16 protein-coding genes and 1 tRNA gene are annotated in these 16,410 nt (G+C 72.1%); 4 read left to right on the plus strand and 13 right to left on the minus strand.

From position 1 onward, the window contains the following. Nucleotides 1–71: 71 nt before the first annotated feature. From MED15_RS29270 to MED15_RS29280, 3 genes are all read right to left on the minus strand, one after another. The gene (locus MED15_RS29270; RefSeq protein WP_181518425.1) at nucleotides 72–1,415 is read right to left on the minus strand and encodes a dipeptidase; all 1,344 of its coding nucleotides are present in this window, start codon (nucleotides 1,413–1,415) and stop codon (nucleotides 72–74) included. A 36-nt stretch (nucleotides 1,416–1,451) separates the two neighbouring features. Next, nucleotides 1,452–2,597: a M48 family metallopeptidase gene (locus tag MED15_RS29275; RefSeq protein ID WP_112601440.1), complete on the minus strand. Its 1,146-nt coding sequence runs from the start codon at nucleotides 2,595–2,597 to the stop codon at nucleotides 1,452–1,454. A 68-nt stretch (nucleotides 2,598–2,665) separates the two neighbouring features. Beyond that, on the minus strand, nucleotides 2,666–3,379 hold the full coding sequence (locus tag MED15_RS29280; protein WP_425271094.1) for a uridine kinase family protein: 714 nt from the start codon (nucleotides 3,377–3,379) through the stop codon (nucleotides 2,666–2,668). Nucleotides 3,380–3,580: 201 nt separating this feature from the next. Between MED15_RS29280 and MED15_RS29285 the strand changes: the two genes are divergently transcribed. Then, entirely contained in the window at nucleotides 3,581–3,982 is a 402-nt protein-coding gene (locus MED15_RS29285; protein ID WP_112584171.1) for a rhodanese-like domain-containing protein, read from the plus strand. Nucleotides 3,983–4,076: 94 nt separating this feature from the next. On the opposite strand, the gene MED15_RS29290 is transcribed toward MED15_RS29285, so the two are convergent. The 3 genes from MED15_RS29290 to MED15_RS29300 all read right to left on the minus strand — a co-directional run bounded on the left by MED15_RS29290 (nucleotide 4,077) and on the right by MED15_RS29300 (nucleotide 7,771). After that, on the minus strand, nucleotides 4,077–5,615 hold the full coding sequence (locus tag MED15_RS29290) for a cobyric acid synthase (RefSeq protein ID WP_112584118.1): 1,539 nt from the start codon (nucleotides 5,613–5,615) through the stop codon (nucleotides 4,077–4,079). Further along, a complete protein-coding gene (locus MED15_RS29295; RefSeq protein ID WP_112584117.1) occupies nucleotides 5,612–6,670 on the minus strand; it encodes a cobalamin biosynthesis protein in 1,059 nt (352 codons plus the stop codon). Before MED15_RS29295 ends, MED15_RS29290 begins: the two co-directional genes overlap by 4 nt. 294 nt (nucleotides 6,671–6,964) lie before the next feature. After that, a complete protein-coding gene (locus MED15_RS29300) occupies nucleotides 6,965–7,771 on the minus strand; it encodes a single-stranded DNA-binding protein (RefSeq protein WP_112584116.1) in 807 nt (268 codons plus the stop codon). 303 nt (nucleotides 7,772–8,074) lie between these two features. Here MED15_RS29300 and MED15_RS29305 point away from each other — a divergent pair, with 303 nt between their 5' ends. Further along, complete coding sequence (locus MED15_RS29305; protein WP_112584115.1) at nucleotides 8,075–8,494, plus strand: HPF/RaiA family ribosome-associated protein; 420 nt, start codon at nucleotides 8,075–8,077, stop codon at nucleotides 8,492–8,494. Between the two features lie 171 nt (nucleotides 8,495–8,665). Next, complete coding sequence (locus MED15_RS29310; protein WP_112584114.1) at nucleotides 8,666–9,661, plus strand: alpha/beta hydrolase; 996 nt, start codon at nucleotides 8,666–8,668, stop codon at nucleotides 9,659–9,661. Nucleotides 9,662–9,682: 21 nt separating this feature from the next. Here MED15_RS29310 and MED15_RS29315 read toward each other — a convergent pair whose 3' ends face one another. Then, complete coding sequence (locus MED15_RS29315; RefSeq protein WP_112584113.1) at nucleotides 9,683–10,378, minus strand: hypothetical protein; 696 nt, start codon at nucleotides 10,376–10,378, stop codon at nucleotides 9,683–9,685. A gap of 160 nt (nucleotides 10,379–10,538) precedes the next feature. Here MED15_RS29315 and MED15_RS29320 point away from each other — a divergent pair. Then, nucleotides 10,539–10,611, plus strand: a tRNA-Arg gene (locus MED15_RS29320). 83 nt (nucleotides 10,612–10,694) lie between these two features. On the opposite strand, the gene MED15_RS29325 is transcribed toward MED15_RS29320, so the two are convergent. Genes MED15_RS29325 through MED15_RS29350 form a run of 6 tightly spaced genes read right to left on the minus strand, consistent with a single transcriptional unit; the run spans nucleotide 10,695 to nucleotide 16,410 of the window. Further along, nucleotides 10,695–11,831, minus strand: a complete 1,137-nt coding sequence (locus MED15_RS29325; RefSeq protein WP_112737504.1) for a tyrosine-type recombinase/integrase — start codon at nucleotides 11,829–11,831, stop codon at nucleotides 10,695–10,697. Next, nucleotides 11,828–12,010 carry a helix-turn-helix domain-containing protein gene (locus MED15_RS29330; protein ID WP_112737506.1) on the minus strand — a complete coding sequence of 61 codons (183 nt, stop codon included), beginning with the start codon at nucleotides 12,008–12,010 and terminating at the stop codon, nucleotides 11,828–11,830. The genes MED15_RS29325 and MED15_RS29330 overlap by 4 nt, the downstream gene beginning before the upstream one ends. Then, the gene (locus tag MED15_RS29335; protein WP_112737508.1) at nucleotides 12,007–13,737 is read right to left on the minus strand and encodes a replication initiator; all 1,731 of its coding nucleotides are present in this window, start codon (nucleotides 13,735–13,737) and stop codon (nucleotides 12,007–12,009) included. Before MED15_RS29335 ends, MED15_RS29330 begins: the two co-directional genes overlap by 4 nt. Continuing rightward, entirely contained in the window at nucleotides 13,734–14,378 is a 645-nt protein-coding gene (locus MED15_RS29340; RefSeq protein ID WP_112737510.1) for a GGDEF domain-containing protein, read from the minus strand. Before MED15_RS29340 ends, MED15_RS29335 begins: the two co-directional genes overlap by 4 nt. Beyond that, a complete protein-coding gene (locus MED15_RS29345) occupies nucleotides 14,375–14,983 on the minus strand; it encodes a DUF2637 domain-containing protein (protein ID WP_112737512.1) in 609 nt (202 codons plus the stop codon). Before MED15_RS29345 ends, MED15_RS29340 begins: the two co-directional genes overlap by 4 nt. Beyond that, the gene (locus tag MED15_RS29350; protein WP_112737513.1) at nucleotides 14,980–16,410 is read right to left on the minus strand and encodes an FtsK/SpoIIIE domain-containing protein; all 1,431 of its coding nucleotides are present in this window, start codon (nucleotides 16,408–16,410) and stop codon (nucleotides 14,980–14,982) included. Before MED15_RS29350 ends, MED15_RS29345 begins: the two co-directional genes overlap by 4 nt.

Here is a 16,410-nt window from a genome sequence, read left to right on the forward strand (position 1 = left end):
AAGGCTATAACAGCCGACCATCCGACACGCCGTAAACTCCCAGATCAGGCCCAAAGTTGCCGTTCTGACACCTAACCGCCGACCGCCGCCACGTTGCGCAGGAGCAGCGCCTCGGCGAGGCAGACCCGGGCGAACTCCCCCAGGTGCAGACTCTCGTTCGGGCCGTGCGCGCGGGCGTGCGGGTCCTCCACGCCCGTCACCAGGATCGCCGCCTTCGGAAACATCTCCTGGAAGGTGGCGATGAACGGAATCGAGCCGCCGACGCCGATGTCTACCGGGGCGGTGCCGTCCCAGGCGGTCCGGAAGGCCGAACGGGCGGCATCGAACATCGGCCCGGACGCGTCGATCACGCACGGGTCGCCGTCGTGTTCGAAGGTGACCGTCACCTGCGCACCCCACGGCGCGTGCTGCTCCAGGTGCGCGCGCAGCGCCGCGTACGCCCGCTTGGGGTCGTCGCCCGGGGCGAGGCGGACGTTGAGCTTCGCCTTCGCGGCCGGGACCAGGGCGTTCGGCGCCTCGCCGGTGGACGGCGCGTCGACACCGAGGATGGCCAGCGCCGGCTTGGTCCAGAGCCGGTCGGTGATCCGGCCGGTGCCGATGAACTGCACGCCGTCCGCGAGCCCCGCCTCGGCTCGGACCCGGTCCTCCGGGTAGTCGACGGTGGCGCCCTCCCGGCCGACGAGGCCGTCCACTGCCACGTCACCGGCGTCGTCGTGCAGCGTCGCCAACAGCCGGACCAGCGCGGTGAGCGCGTCCGGCACGGCGCCGCCGAACATGCCGCTGTGCACCGCGTGGTCCAGCGTGCGCACCTCGACGAAGCAATTGACGATGCCCCGCAGCGAGGTGGTCAACGCCGGTACGCCGATGTCCCAGTTGCCGGAGTCGGCGATCACGATGACGTCCGAGGTGATCTCGTCGCGGTGCTCGGCCAGGAGTTGCTCCAGCGAGTCGGAGCCGTACTCCTCCTCGCCCTCGATGAAGAGGACCACGCCGACCGGCAACGCGTCACCGTACGCGCGCAGCGCCGCCACGTGCGCCATGATGCCGGCCTTGTCGTCGGCCGCACCCCGGGCGTAGAGCCGGCCGTCCCGTTCCACCGGCTCGAACGGGTCGGACTCCCACAGCGACCGGTCGCCGACCGGCTGGACGTCGTGGTGGGCGTAGAGCAGCACGGTGGGCGCGCCGGGCGGGGCGGCCCGACGGCCGATCACCGCCGGCTGGCCGCCGGCTCGTACGATGTCGACGTCCAGGCCACAGCCACGCAGCAGCTCGGCGACCGCCTCGGCGGAGCGTTCCACGTGCGAGTGGTCGAAGCCCTCGAAGGCGATGCCGGGGATGCGGACGAGGCGCTCCAGGTCGGCCCGGACGCCGGGCATCTCCCGCTCGACGGCGGCCCGCACCTCGGACTCGGACATGATCGGTGAGGTCATGACCGGCATCGTATGCCGGCCTTACCGGGGCGTGCCGGCGGAGCCCGTACCGTCACCGCTGTCCGCGGGGCCGGCGCCGGCCCGCGCGCCCGGGGCGGCCCGCCCGGCGCGGTGTGCGCGGCCCGCCGCCTCGGTGGCGGCGTCCATCCAGGAACGGGCCCGACCGGCGGTGCCGCCCACCCACTCGCCGACGTCGCTCGCGCCGTCGCCGAGCCGGCGCAGCAACCCGACCAGCGGGTCTGTGGAACGGCTGAACTCCTCCCGGTACGACGCGGCAGCCGCCTTGATCTCCTCCGACACGCTTGTCGAGCTGTCGTCCTCGCGGCGGGGATAGTCCCCGGCCAGCACCTGCCCGTACGCCCCGGAGTCGATCCACTGGCGCAGCGACGCCGCCCGCGCCACCGGCACCGGGTGGGTGCTCCACGCGGTCATCCGGATCTTGTGCAGGCTGTCGCGCAGGTCGCCGCCACCGGAGTACTCGGCGGCCTGCTCCAGGAAGGCGGTGGTGTCGACCTGGGACAGGTCACCACCGCCGGCGAGCTTCATCAGCAGCCGCAGCGCGGCGGCCGGGTCCTGCCCGGCGAGCAGGCCGGCCCGGTCGGCGGAGAGTTCCGCCTTACGCCACCACTCCAGCATCGCCGCGATGATGGCGCGCAGCGCGATCGCGCCGACCGGCAACCAGCTCAGGTTGGCCGCCCACCGGGTGAGGATCATGAGCATGGTCTTGTAGACCGCGTGCCCGCTGCCCACGTGCCCCAACTCGTGGCCGAGCAGGCAGCGCAGCTCGTCCTCGTCGAGTTGCTGCACGCAGGCGGAGTTCAGAACGATGAACGGCCGCTCCAGCCCGACCGCCTCGGCGCCCAACCAGGGCGACTGGGTCACGTACAGCTCGGGTAGTTCGGCCACGTCGAGCGCCGCCGCGGCCTCGGTGTAGCGCTGCCACACCGCCGGGTACTGCCTGTGGTCGACCCGGATGCCGGAGGCCAGCACGGACAGCCGGAAACCCCGCTCGTTCCACATCCCGAAGAACGCCCGCACCACGTCGTCGAAACCGCGCAGCTCCCGCAGCGCGACCAGGGCACCTCGGTCGGCCGGATGCTCCCAGGCCCGCGAGCTGATGCCGCTGAGGGTGATCCGACGCCGCGCTGGCGCGTCCGCTGCCGTCATGGTGGCTCCCCGTTCGCCGTAGCTCTCCCGCATCGTGCCGCAGTCGGTGGCCCACGTCCATGCCCCGCTCAGCGAAGCCGCACGTAGTACCGGTCCGCGTCGTACGGCAGTGTCGGCGCGCCGTCCACCAACAGGTCGGCGTGGGTCGCGGTCTCGTCGACGGCGAAGTGCGCCCGCTCCCCGTCATGCCAGCGGCGCAGCTCGGGCAGGATCTCCGGCCCGTCCCGGGCGACAGCGCGAGCCAGCCGCAGCGACGTGGGCGCGGTGACGAACACGGCCAGCGTCAGCTCCGGCCGGACGACCGCCCGGGCGGCACTGACCCCCTCGACCACCAGCACCGGAGCCACCGGCACCGGAACCGGCCGGGGCAGAAAACACTGCCGGACCCAGCTGTACCGCCGGTAGGCGCCCGGCTCCCCGTTACGCAGCGGGGCGAGCACCCCCTCGTCGAGCCGGGGCCAGAAGGTGACCTGGTCGTCCCACCCGTCGAGCAGGTCGTCGGTGTGCACCACCGGCGGTCGGCCGCCGAGCGGCCCCGCCAGGGCATCCGCGAGCCGCGCGGCGAACCGGCTCTTGCCCGCGCCGCTCGGCCCGTCGACAGCGACCAGCCGGGTCCGCCCCAACCGCGCCGGGCCCGCGAGCACCCGACGAGCCAATTCGGCGTACGCCTCGACAACCGCAACGGTCGGTCCGCCAGTTCCCGGGTTCAGCGCAGCCTCCCGTGGTGCATGACCGAAGTATGCCGCCACCGCTGCTGGGCAGGGTGATCGACTCGGGTTCATCGACGTCGCGGTATCCCTGTTGGCCCGTGTCGATCGTGCCGGTTGCGGGGTCGGCGTGGGCCACTCTGACACGTCCGGCTGACCGCCCTGGCCGGTCACCGTCACGTCCGGGGGAATTGGTGCGGCGACGGGTGACGGGCGGCCCGTTCGCCGCCCGGGGTGCCAGCGAATCGGCATGATCGGGTGGTGCTCCGAGACGTGATGAGCCCCGGTATAGACGCCCTACTCGAACAGGCCCGCGCCGGGCTGCACCGACTGACTCCGCAGCAGACCGTCGAGGCGGTCCGCGGCGGCGCGTTGCTGGTCGACACCCGTACCGAACTACAACGCCGCGAGCAGGGCGACCTGCCGGGCGCTGTCGTCATCGACCGGACCGTACTGGAGTGGCGTCTCGATCCGGCCAGCGCCTGGCGGATCCCGGAAGCCACCGGGTACGACCGGGAGATCATCCTGGTGTGCCGACAGGGTTACAGCTCCAGCCTGGCAGCGGCCAGCCTGCAGACCCTCGGCCTGCGCCGGGCCACCGACATGATCGGCGGCGTGGACGCCTGGCTCGCCGCCGGCCTGCCCACCACCGACCGTCCCGCCGACATCCGCCCCTGATATCCCCAGCCTTGCCATGCGCGGTCCCGCCTGCACCCGCCCCAGGGGACGGGGCGCCGGTCAGGACGGGGCGCCGGTCAGGACGGGGCGCCGGTCAGGACGGGGCGCCGGGTGGGATGAAGGGCAGGTCGGCGGGTGGACCGGATTCGATGAGACGCCAGAGGGCATCGGTGTCCAGGTGTTCCTCGACCAGGTCGCCGAGCAGGTCGAGTGAGCGCTCGCGGGCGGCGGCGAAGCTGGTGGCCGGCGCGACCCGGAACCCGCTGCGGCCGGCCAGGCGAGCCGCCTCGGTGAGGAACCACCGGCGGAACTCGTCGGACTCGAACGCCCCGTGCCAGTGCGTGCCGTGCACCACGCCGAGCACCGCACCCTCCCCGACACCGTCGTCGCTGGTCAGCAGCGGGGGCAGGCCCGGGTCGGCGTGTGAGACGTACCCGTGGTGGATCTCGTAGCCCCGCACCGGGAGGCCACCGTGGCCGGTGCCCACCGACTGCCGGACGGTCTTGCGCGGGTCGAAGGTGATGTCGATTGGCAGCAGACCGAGACCCGGGACGCTGCCCTGCCGGCTCTCCACCGGGTCGTGGATGGCGCGGCCGAGCATCTGGAAGCCGCCGCAGAGGCCGAGCAGGGGCTTGCCGGCCGCCACATGGGTGGCCACCGCGTCGGCGAGACCGGTTTCGCGCAGCCACCCGAGGTCGGCGACGGTGGACTTGGAGCCGGGCAGGACGACCAGGTCGGCGGCGGCCAGTTCGGCCGGTTCGATGGTGAGGCGTACGCGGACGCCCGGCTCGGTGGCGAGCGCCTCCACGTCGGTGGCGTTGCTGATCCGGGGCAGGCGGACGACGGCCACGTCCAGCCATTCGCTGCCGTGTGGGGCGGCGGGTCGGCCGAGCACCCGGCCGTAGGCGAGTGAGTCCTCCGCGTCGAGCCACAGGTCCAGTGCCCAGGGCAGCACCCCGTACGCGGGACGGCCGGTGACCTGACGCAGCATGTCCAGGCCCGGCTGGAGCAGCCCGAGGTCGCCCCGGAACTTGTTGATCACGAATCCGGCGATCAGCGCCTGGTCGGCCGGGTCGAGCAGGGCCACTGTGCCGAACATCGAGGCGAAGACACCGCCCCGGTCGATGTCGCCGACGACGATGGTGGGCAGGTTGGCGTGCCGGGCCAGCCCCATGTTGACGTAGTCACCGGCCCGCAGGTTGATCTCCGCGGGGCTGCCGGCGCCCTCGCAGATCACCACGTCGTACGTCTCGCGCAGCTCGGCCAGTGCGGCGTACGCGGTCTCGGCGAGCCGGGGACGTAGCTGCCGGAAGGTGCCCGCGGTGATCGTGTCGACCGCCTCGCCCAGCAGCACCACCTGACTGGCCAGGTCGCTGCCCGGCTTGAGCAGCACCGGGTTGAACCGCAGGTCGGGTGCGAGCCCGCACGCCGCTGCCTGCATGGCCTGGGCCCGCCCGATCTCGCCGCCGCGCCCGTCCGGCCCGACGACCACCGCCGAGTTGTTCGACATGTTCTGCGCCTTGTACGGCGCCACCTTCACACCCTGCCGGTGCAGCCAACGACAGATGCCGGCGGTGAGCACGCTCTTGCCGGCGTCGGACGTCGTGCCGGCCACCAGCAGCCCGCCGGTCACCGCCCACTCCCCCGCCGCACCCCGACGCCCCCGGCCACGCCAGCCATTCCGCGCCCTCCGGCCGCCTCTGCGGGCCCTCGCCGACCCACCGCGCCGATCAGTGCACGCCTGCTCACCGCGCCGACCAGCCGGCCGAGCGTCACCGGGTACGCGGCGGCCAACCCGACGGCGGCGAGCCCCACCGCGCCGGAGATCCGGGCGGCCCGCTTCAGGTGCCGCGCCTCCGGGCGGGGACCGTCGCCGAGGAACGGCCGCACCTCGGAGCGCCCGAAGTAGACGTTGCGACCACCGAGGCGGACCCCGAGCGCACCGGCCATCGCCGCCTCGCACTGACCGGCGTTGGGGCTCGGGTGGTCGTTGCGGTCCCGCCGCCACACCTGCCAGGCGCGCTGCCGGTCCCCGTGCGCGACCGGCGCGACGGCGATGGTGAGCAGCCCGGTCAGTCGGGACGGCACGAGGTTGAGTGCGTCGTCCAGCCGAGCGGCCGGTGTGCCGAACCGCGCGTAGCGCGTCGACCGGTGCCCGACCATCGCGTCGAGGGTGTTCGCCGCGCGGTAGCCCAGCAGCCCGGGCAGACCGGCGACCGCGCCCCAGAGCAGCGGAGCGACCACCGCGTCGGAGGTGTTCTCCGCGACCGACTCGACTGTGGCACGGGCCAGCTCCGACTCGCCCAGCGTCGACGGGTCCCGCCCGCAGAGGTGACCGAGGCGTCGCCGGGCGGCGGGCAGATCACCGTCACGCAGCGTACGACCCATGGCGGTCGCCTCGTGCCGCAGAGTGCGACCGCCCAGCACTGTCCACGTGCCGGCCGCCACCAGCACCGCCCGGGTCACCGGCCGGTGCCGGGTAGCCGCCGCGGCGACGGCCCCGAGCAACACCGGCCCGCCGACGGCCAGCGCGGTGAATGCCGCACCCGCCGTTCGGTCCGGGCGGTAGAGGCGGCGCTCCAGCGCGCCAGCGGCCTGCCCGAAGCCGGCCACCGGGTGCCACCGGCGGGGGTCGCCGAGCACCCTGTCCAGCGCGTACCCGGCCAGCAGCCCCACCGCGTTCGCCATTGGCGCTGTCCGTCGCACCCGCACCACCTCCGGCCGGCCAGCCTAGACGAGCACTCCGTGAGCCAGCCCAACCCACGGTCCCGTACCGGCAACGAGAACCCGTGGAGTGAACAGGCAGGCCAGCCCGCCGACGCCCGTCACGCGGGGTGACGACGCTTGTCGCGCCGCCACCCCGCCCCCGTCGTGCCGCACCGTGCCGTGCCGGGTGGTGCCGTTTTGCCGCAGCACCCGTGACCGAGACGGTGCCTTGGCCAGCTCGATCGCCGCCCAACCCGCGACGGCCGAGCCGATCGGTCAGGCTGGCTGCGGGACCCGGCCCCGACCACGCCGCCCTCGACCGGGCTGCGCCGGCTCCGGCTGCCCCTCGTCGGGCACCGGCCCCAACTCGATGTCCAGGTCACCGTCGGCGTTGTCGTCGTCCGCCTCGGGCGGAGGGGCCAACTCGTCGTCGAGGTCCGGCGGAACGTCGACCTGCCCGACCTGCCCGACCTGCCCGCCGCTCGCAAGCGCCCCGCCGTCGCCGAAGACCCCGCCGCTCGGGGAGCTGTCGTCGCCCGCCGGGACGTTGCCGAACGGGCTGGTTCGCAGCTCCGCGTAGTCGGGCAGCTCGAAGTCGTCGTCCAGCGGACGGTCGTCGGGCAGCACGGGCGCCTGCCCGGCCGGCACCGGCTCGGTGGGCTCGCCGTGCACCCGGCTCTCGGCCTCCGCGTCCTCCAGGGTGCTGGTCGCCATGCTCGGCCGGTTGCGCAGGAAGCGGGCGCGCCCCCGGGACAGGTCGTGGCCGACGGCCACCGCCTCCAGCTCGTAGAGCGTGCGGTGGTTACCGCCGTCGTCGGTCCAGTCGCGGGTGTAGAGCCGCCCGCAGACCACCACCGGATCGCCGACCATGACGGAGGCCGCCACCCCCTCGGCGAGCTTGCGCCAGCAGTTGACGCGGACGCGGAGCGAATTGCCGTCAACCCACCGGCCGCTGTCCCGATCGAGTCGGCGGGCGGTCGAGGCGACCTTGAAGTTGGCCACCAGGGTGTTGCTCTGGGTCGTACGCCGCCACTCGGGCGTAGTCAGCACATTGCCGACGATTGTCACGTAAGTGTCGAACATCGTCCCTCCAGGGGGATCGGGGCTGCCAGCGCGAGTCGACTCGACACCGAGCATCGACACTGAGGACGCCCTTCGTAAGCGCCCACCCCCGACCTGTGGATGACGAACCCACCTGTGGACAACGCCCTGATCACGCCCGGATGTGGTACGCCCGACCCGCCCGACCCGCCGGCCACGGTTTCCCAGGCCACCGGAACTGGGTAAGGACTTGATCAACGCACCACCGACAGCTCCACGTCGACGAGAGGTCAGCGCCATGATGATCACTACCATCGGCTCCGCGAACGCTTCCGAGGCGCAGCGGTGAGCGCCGTGGCGAACCCGGCCACCGTGGCTGAGTGCCTGCGGGTGGGCGCCGGGTTCTCCCAGGGCGACCGCAACTGGATCGCCGAGCAGTTCGCCACCCTCGACGCCCGGCTCGCCAGCTTCCACGCTGACGCCACCGAGCTGGAGGTGTCGGTGAAGGACCGGGAGGCGCGTGGTCAGAAGGTCACCCTGGAGTGCTGGATCGCCGGCCGGCAGAAGATCGTCACCACCTCCGCCGAGGAGGACCTGCACGCGGCCCTGAACGACGTCCGTGACGACCTGCGCCGTCGGCTCAACGACGCCAAGACCCGCCAGGAGCCCCGTCACAACAAGCACCTGCGCGACCTCCCGCAGCCGCAGATGGAGGCTGACGAGTCCGAGAACCCGGCCCCGCGCGCCGACGCGGAAACGGTCTGACCCACGCCCCACCCCCGCGATCTTGCGCTTTCGGCTCCCGAACAGCGGCTGTTGCCCCTGATGTCGGGACAGAAACTGCAAGACCGCGGGGGTGAGTGGGGTGAGCGGACGTGAGTGGGGCGGGCGGGCGCGGGCTACCGCTCAGTAGGTTGGCGGCGTAGCGTCGCGTTCGTGGAACCGGACGTGTTGGGGCCGCCCTACGAGCGGCAGACGATCGACCTGGGCACCGACGACGAAGGCCCCGTTGTCGCGACACTGGTCCGGCGGCGGGCCGAGCGCCCCACCGGGCGGGCCGTGCTCTACGTGCACGGCTTCGTCGACTACTTCTTCCAGACGCATCTGGCTGACTTCTTCGCCGAGCGAGGCTGGGATTTCTACGCGCTCGACCTGCGCAAATACGGCCGCAGTCTGCTCCCCGCCCAGACCCCCAACTTCTGCCGCGACATCAGCGACTACTTCCCCGAGCTGGACGCCGCCGCCGAGATCATCCGCAAGGACGACGGGCACGACACCCTGTTGGCGATGGGTCACTCCACCGGCGGCCTGATCATCTCGCTCTGGGCGGACGCCCGCCGCGACACCGGCACCATCGACGGCCTGGTGCTCAACAGCCCCTTCTTCGACCTGAACGCTCCCTGGGCGGTCCGCCGACCCCTCGCGGCCGCCGCGTCCCGGCTGGGCCGCAGGGCGCCGCACCGCATCCTGCCGTTCGGGCTGGGCACCGTGTACGGCGAGAGCATCCACTCCGACCACCGCGGCGAGTGGACCTATGACCTGGCGTGGAAGCCGCTGGCCGGGTTCCCGGTCCGGGCCGGCTGGCTGAACGCGATCCGCACCGGGCAACGCCGGCTGCGCGCCGGGCTGGACATCCAGGTGCCGGTGCTGCTGGCCTGCTCGACCCGGTCCTTCCGAGGCACCAAGTGGCACGACAACGCGACACTGGCCGACGCCGTACTGGACGTCGAGCACATGGTCCGCTACGCACCCCGCCTCGGTCGCCACGTCACACTGGCCCGCTTCGACGGCGGGTTGCACGATCTCACGCTCTCCGGCCCCGCCGTACGGACAAAGGTCTTCGACGAGGTGGGCCGCTGGGCCGAGGCGTTCCTCGCCGCCGGCCCCACCGCCCCGGCCGATGCGGCGGGGGCGACGACGCTCGGCGGCTGACCAGGCCGGACGGAACGCGGCTCAGACGTCGCCGGGCGTCGCCGGGAGGACGGCACGGATCCGGTCGAAGGTCGCCACCGGGTGCGCGTCGACACCGGGCAGGACCAGGCCCAGGCAGTACGGGGAAACCTCACCGGTGGGTTCAGCCTGAACGATGAAGACCGGCGCGCCGACGTACCCCGGCGGCAGCTCGGTGGTGATCAGCACGGCGTCCCCGTCGCGGACCACCCGCTCGATCGCGACCTCCAGCGGCCGCGACCCGTCTTCGCGTACCCCATGGGCCAGCACGAAAGCGGAACTGGCGTCGGCGCCGAGGCGGGCGACCACCTCGGGCCCGGCGGCGATCCCCGCCGGCACCGGCTGGACGCGCCACCGCCAGCCGCCGTCGCCGGCGTACCGGTGCAGGCCGGCGGTCGGCAACACCGCGACCCCGTCGCCCGCGAAGCGAGCCCAACCGGGCACGATCTCGGTCTCGGAAATAACGGCCGGGGCCACCCCCGCCGGCTCGGTGACGCTCGCCCGCAGGCTCAACTCACCGCCCGAACCGCTCACCAGGTCGGCCGCCGTCAGCAGCGACTCCCCCACCGGATCGTCGCCGCCCTGGAAGAAGAACGCGGTACCGACGTCGTCCGAGGACCGGTACGGCAGGATGGCGCGACCGACGACCTGGCACAGCTCGTAGGCGACGTCGCTCTCGGCGTCGGAATCCAGCAACACCAGCCAAAGGTACGGTCCGCGGCCAGGCCGCTTCGCGGTAACCCGGATGCCCGTTACGAGGCGGACGTGAGACTCTGCTCGGCAACGTGGACGCGGGCACCCTTTTCGCCGTCGGGCAGCGGGACGGCGGTACCCTCTGGGCGCGACATCCACGCCACACGCGCCCGTAGCTCAGCGGATAGAGCAGGGGACTTCTAATCCCAAGGCCGCAGGTTCGAATCCTGCCGGGCGCACCCACCGCACCGCAGGTCAGCGGCTTGCCTTGCCCGGTCCGGTCGATCATCACGACCCGCATACAGCCATTCGTACAGCCAAGTCACCCGAAGAGGTGCTTCGCGGCCTCGTCCACGGCGGCCCGCTCGATCTCCGGCAGGACGTGGGCGTAGGTGTTCATCGTGAGCCCGATCTGGCTGTGCCCGAGCACCTTCATCACGGTCCGGGGCGAGGCACCGGAGATGAGCAGGAACGTCGCGCAGGCGTGCCGCAGGTCGTGCAGCCGCAGCCAGTCGAGGCCGGCCGCCGCCCGGATCTTGTGCCACGTCCGGTCGATGTGGTCCGGGTCCGTCGGCGTACCGACCTTGGACGGGAAGACCAAGCCGTGATCCTGCCATCGCTCCCCCGCCGCCAACCGATCCGCGGCTTGCTGTCGACGGTGCGCACGGAACAGGGCGAGGGTCTGCGCCGGCACCGGAACCGTCCGCCGGGACCGCTCCGTCTTGGGCGCCACGAGCTGGAGGCGACCCTCGGCCCGCTGGACGGTTTGCCGAACGGTCAGGGTGCCGGCGTCAAAGTCGATGTCCGACCAAGCGAGCCCGAGCAGTTCCCCGCGACGGAGCCCGACCGTCAAGGCGCAGACGTACAAGGCTTCCAAGCGGTGCCCCCGCAGCACGTCGAGCAGCCGCTTGGCCTCATCCACGCCCAGGGCGCGACGCTCGGTCTGCCTCATGGCCGGCGGACGGACTGACTTGGCGGCGTTGCGGTGCACCAACTCCTCCCGCTCCGCGTCACCGAGTGAGTTCCGGATCAGCCCGTGGATGTGCCGAACCGTCGTTGCCGACAGACCCGTGTCTGTCTTCTCGGCCAGCAGCCGGCGGATGACGGTCGGCGTCAGCTTGTCGAGTGCCAGCCGGCCAAGCGCCGGGCGGACGTGATTCTCAATGAGCTTCCGGTAGCCCTGCATCGTCGACGGCCGTGTCCCGTCACGCTCCTTCATCCGCAACCACTCGTCCAGCCACTCCCCGACCGTCCTAGGAGCGGCGGCGAGGTTCTGCCCCTGCTCCTGGCGGCGGCGAAGGTCGGCCAGCTTTCCGAGCACTTCCCGTTCCGTCTTGCCGTAGACCCACTTCCGCGACCGCTTGCCCTCACCCCAGCCCACATCGAGCACCGCTGCGAAGCCATCCCGGTACTTGAAGACCGATCCCTCACCGTGAGACCGACGCCGCTTGCCGCTCATGCCGCGTACTCCTCGGTTGCTGAAAGAAGTTCCTCGATCGCGGCAACCGGAATCAGGCGAGCCCTGCCGAGCTTCACGGACCGCAGGCGGCCCGATCTCATCAGGACGTAGACGGTGTCCCGACAGACGCCGAGCAGGGCCGCAGCCTCAGCCGGGCGGACACTCTTCTTCTCGCTCATGCTCCGGTCCCTTCCTGCTCTGCCGACTGATGCGAGGTGGTTGCCGAAACGTCGGGTGGGTCGGCCACACGCCTTGCGGCGTCGAGTTGGACGCGCCATTGGATGCGCTCGGAGATGGCGCGCAGGACCCGATGCCCTAGCGGCGCAACGTCAGGGTCGGTCGGTCGGGCGAGTTCCCACGCGTGGCGTTGCTCGCCGCCGGGCGAGGCGGTGTCGGCGTCGGTGGTGACGCCCAGGAGCGCCTTGACCCACTCGCGCCGATCGGCCCGGTGGTCGGTCAGGGTCTTGCCAGACCATTGCCGAGAGATGAGGACGCGGCGCCCGCCGATGCCGAGGGTTTCCCGCTTGTGGACCTTGTTCTTGCAGTTGCCGGGTCGCAGTCCTTGCTTTGCCTTCTTGGGTTGGACGCCGTAGAGCAGCCAGTTGGCGCACCGCTCCGAGCACGGCGTGTGCCGCAGCTCTTGCCAGAGCCGTTCCAGGTGCGCCCGTTGCCGGCCGGTGGTCACGTCGTGGCAGTCGGCGGCCTGCTTGGTCAGGTACTTGGTGATGTAGCCGACGCACCGATCAGCATCCTTGGTGCCGGCGAGCACGCCCTTGGCGTCGACCTGAACACCGAAGCGGGCGACGTGGACGGGTTGCGCGTCGGGGTCGGCGTCGACCTGGTCCAGGGCGTCATCCCATGACGGCAGTAGCCGTCCGGTGGTCGGGTCGGTGTAGCCGGCAGTATCGGCGTCCCACTGCGGCGCCTGCCGCAGTTCGTAGACCCGCATGTCGACCGAGGGCCACCACACCTGGTGATACGTGGCGGCGGCGACTTGACGCACCAGCGCCCGAGGGATGGTGCCCCGGATGGCGAAGTGCGCGTGCGGGGCCAACCGGCGCTGTGGCTCGACGGCACCGGCGTATTGGACGTTCCAGCCGACCGCCCGGCGCAGGTTCTGCCAGAACCGGTCGAGCAGCCGGGGGAAGTGCACCGCATCCCAGGCGGCCCGCCGGTAGTCGTAGCTGTCCGGGTCGACCGGTGTCCCGTCGGAGTGGACACGGCCGTAGGAGCCGAGGGTGAGGGTGAGGAACATCGACGGCCGGAACACCTGCCCGCCTCGCCCGTCGAAGGTCCGCCCAACGGTCCGGTTCTCGACCGGGAGGCGGGGTAGGTCCGGGGCGTCCTGCCTACGCTTGGTGGATCGGACCCGCCGTTTGCCGTCGCCGTCGTCCTGGTCGTCGCCGCCGTGGGGTGGGGCGGGGCGGCCGCGCATGCCTTCGGTGGTGATCTGGCTTTCCAGTTCCTCGATCGCGTCGTCCAGGTCCGCGACCTGATCCCACTGCGAGATCCGGGTCGCTTCGTCGCGGGCGAATTCGAGGTGCGCGCGGGCGACGATGAGGCCGCGTTGCGCGTCGGTGGCGGGTTGCGGGCCGGGGTCGGGTTCGTCGTCGCGGTGCCAGCCTTCGCGGATCTGCTGCTGTCGCAGCCGGCGAGCCTTGGTGGCGCAGGCGGGGCATTTGGCCTCTTGGGTGGCGCCGCAGGGCATGTCTATGACTTCGGTCTGTCCGGAGTCGAGGTCGGTGCGGCGCAGGGAGACGGGTCGGGTGCAGACGCCGTAGTCGGTGGCGAGGTCTTTGACTACGTCGACGGAGCGGGGCATCAGCATGCGGGCGGCGCGGGAGCCCGGCCTCGGCTCCACCACGGGCGCGGGTTCGAGGCCGGGCAGCGTCGGAGTGAGCGTCATCGGCCCACCCCCAGCGTCGGGGAGAGGTCGCGGACCCGCACGACCGGACGGGGGTCGGCGGTGGCGTGGTCATCGCGCAAAGGGTCGAACGCCACCACGCCGGCCCGGGTGGTCTTGGCCCGGTACATGGCCGCGTCAGCGTCGGCCAGGGCGGCGGCGAGCCCGGCCGGGCTGGCGGGTGCGAGGCCGATGCTCGCGGTCACTGACACCGTGATCCCGGAGGGCAGCCGGACGGGGGCGGCGATCGCGGCGGCCATCTGCCGGGCGGCAGCGGCCGGGTTCGGGTCGAGGAGCAGCGCGGCGAACTCGTCCCCACCGAGGCGGGCGGGCACGCCGTGGATGGTGCGGAGGCGGGAGGCGACGGCGGTGAGGACCAGGTCTCCAGCGGCGTGGCCGTGGGTGTCGTTGACCGGCTTGAAGCCGTCCAGGTCGACCACCACCACCCACGGGCGCAGCGGCGCGAGCTGTTCCCAGCCGGCGGCGAGACCGGCACGGTTCGCTAGGCCGGTCAGCGGGTCGCGCAGGGTGGCGCGGTGTAGGGCGGCCAGTTCGTAGCGGGCGACGTAGAGCCGGTACTGATCCCAGGCGAGCAGGGCAAGAAAGGCGACGAGGAGCAGGCCGGACAGGAGTGCGTCGGTCATCGGGTCACCTCTCCGATCAGCGGAACGCCGTTGCGGCGAACGAAGGCAGCCGGCGGCACCGGAGCCAGCGGGGCGACCGGGGCCGGGAGTGCCGGCTCGACCGGGGCCAGAGCGACGGGCTCAGCCACGTCCGGCGCGACGACAGGGGTCGGGGCCGGCGGGGCGGACTGCGCGACCGGCTTGGCCGGCGCGTTGTCGGTGGGGGCCGGGGCGGTGGACAGGACGAGCTTGGACAGGCCGATGAACGCCAGCGCGGGTACAGCGGACAGCAGCCATCCGGACAGGCCCGGCTTGGCCACGGCGAGCTGCGCGGCGAGGGACAGGGAGACGGCGGCGACGAGTAGGAACATCGGGTAGCCGATCGGCCCGCCCGTGCGGCGTCGGCGGCGGATGGTCAGCAGCGCAGCGGCCGGGATCAGTTCGCTGATGACGGCGTTGGCCCAGCCGAACCACTCGCCGGTGCCCGCCGGGGAGTTGTCGAGGGTCCAGTCTTTGACGTGGGTGAACGACGCGGCGCCCGCGAAGCCGGCGACGATGAGCAGGATGACGACGAGGATCAGGGCGTCGATGCGGTCGGCGCGGGTGGCCGTGGGGTGGGGCTTCATGCGGCACCTTCCAGGATCTCGCCGTCGATCACGCGCAGCCGGCCGTAGGTCTGGGCCATGGCGCGGATCTCGTCATCGCTGAGGTAGGAGAAGCGGACCCGCATCGGGGTCGGGTCACCGTCGATGACCACGAACCCGACACCGGGCAGGGACTGCGGAATGCGGTCACACAGCGCCCCGCGATCGCGCATCCCCTCGCCGAGCACGAGGTCGACCTGAGCGGCTTCGGCGAGTCGTAGGCCGATGCGGGTGGGGAACAGGTCCCGGAACGGCAGGACTTCCTTGCGGGGGTCCTGGATCGCGGCGACCACGTGCACGCCGACCGCGCGGCCCTGGGACAGCAGGATCGAGAGCGCGGCCTTGATGCGGTCCTTGAGTTGCCGGTCGGTGAGGTAGGCGGTCAGGTTCGCCAGCTCATCGATCACCAGGACGATCAGCGGCTCGTCCGGGGTCGGGGTGTGCTGGCGGGTGCGGCCGTAGAGCTTCCCGGCCCGGTCCTTGGCGACGGTCGCGGCTTCCTCGATCAGCTCACACATCGCGGCGTAGTCCTTGCGGGCGAACCGGGTGAACATCGGCGCACCCATGCCGAGTTCCATGCCGCCTTTCGGGTCGAGGCCCCAGATCTGCACGAGCCCGGAGGTGACCCCGGCGGCAAGCGAGCGGACCACCGACCAGATGACCGAGCCCTTCCCCGACCCGGTCGCGCCGACCACGAGGACCTGCGTGCCGAACAGGGGCAGCTCGTAGCCGTCGCCGTCCTCGCGCTTGCCCACCGGCAGTGCGGTGAACTCAGGTACGGCAGGCACCGGCAGCGGGCGGACGAGCTTGGCGAGGGGGTCACCGCGGAACAGGTGCAGCAGCACCACATCCGGGCGCGGACCGGGCGCGGCCTTGACCTGCCGGACCCCGAACGTGTGGGCGAGGCGTTCCGCCACCTTGGCGAAGTCGTCGGGGATCTGCCCGGTCACCATCCGCACGACCACCACGTCGACACCGCCGCCGCAGCGCACCCGACGCAGCACCGGCAGGACGGTGTGGGAGTCGAAGGACACGGCGAGCTTGGCGGTCACCATCGCCGCCATCCACTTACGGCGGTAGAGCATCCGGCGGTAGCAGGACAGCACCGGCCACCACCCGAACCGCAGGAACGACGGCCGGTGCCCAAACGCCCAGCCGGCGGCGACGGCGGCGACCAGGGCGACGAACCCGACCGGACCGGCCCAGCCGAACCGTCCGTAGAGCCAGGCAAAGAACACCGCCGGGACGGTGACGTACCAGAACCGCACCACCACGAAGACCAGCCGGCCCAGGGCCTTGAGCGTCCACCAGGTCAGGGCCACCCACATCGGGATGCGGATAAACGGGGTCCGGACGTTGATCGGAGCGGAGTCGATCCGGTCACCCCGGATCACGTTGACCAGCGGCAT

This window comes from Micromonospora noduli (genome assembly GCF_003264475.1).
GTDB classification, from domain to species: Bacteria; Actinomycetota; Actinomycetes; order Mycobacteriales; family Micromonosporaceae; genus Micromonospora; species Micromonospora noduli.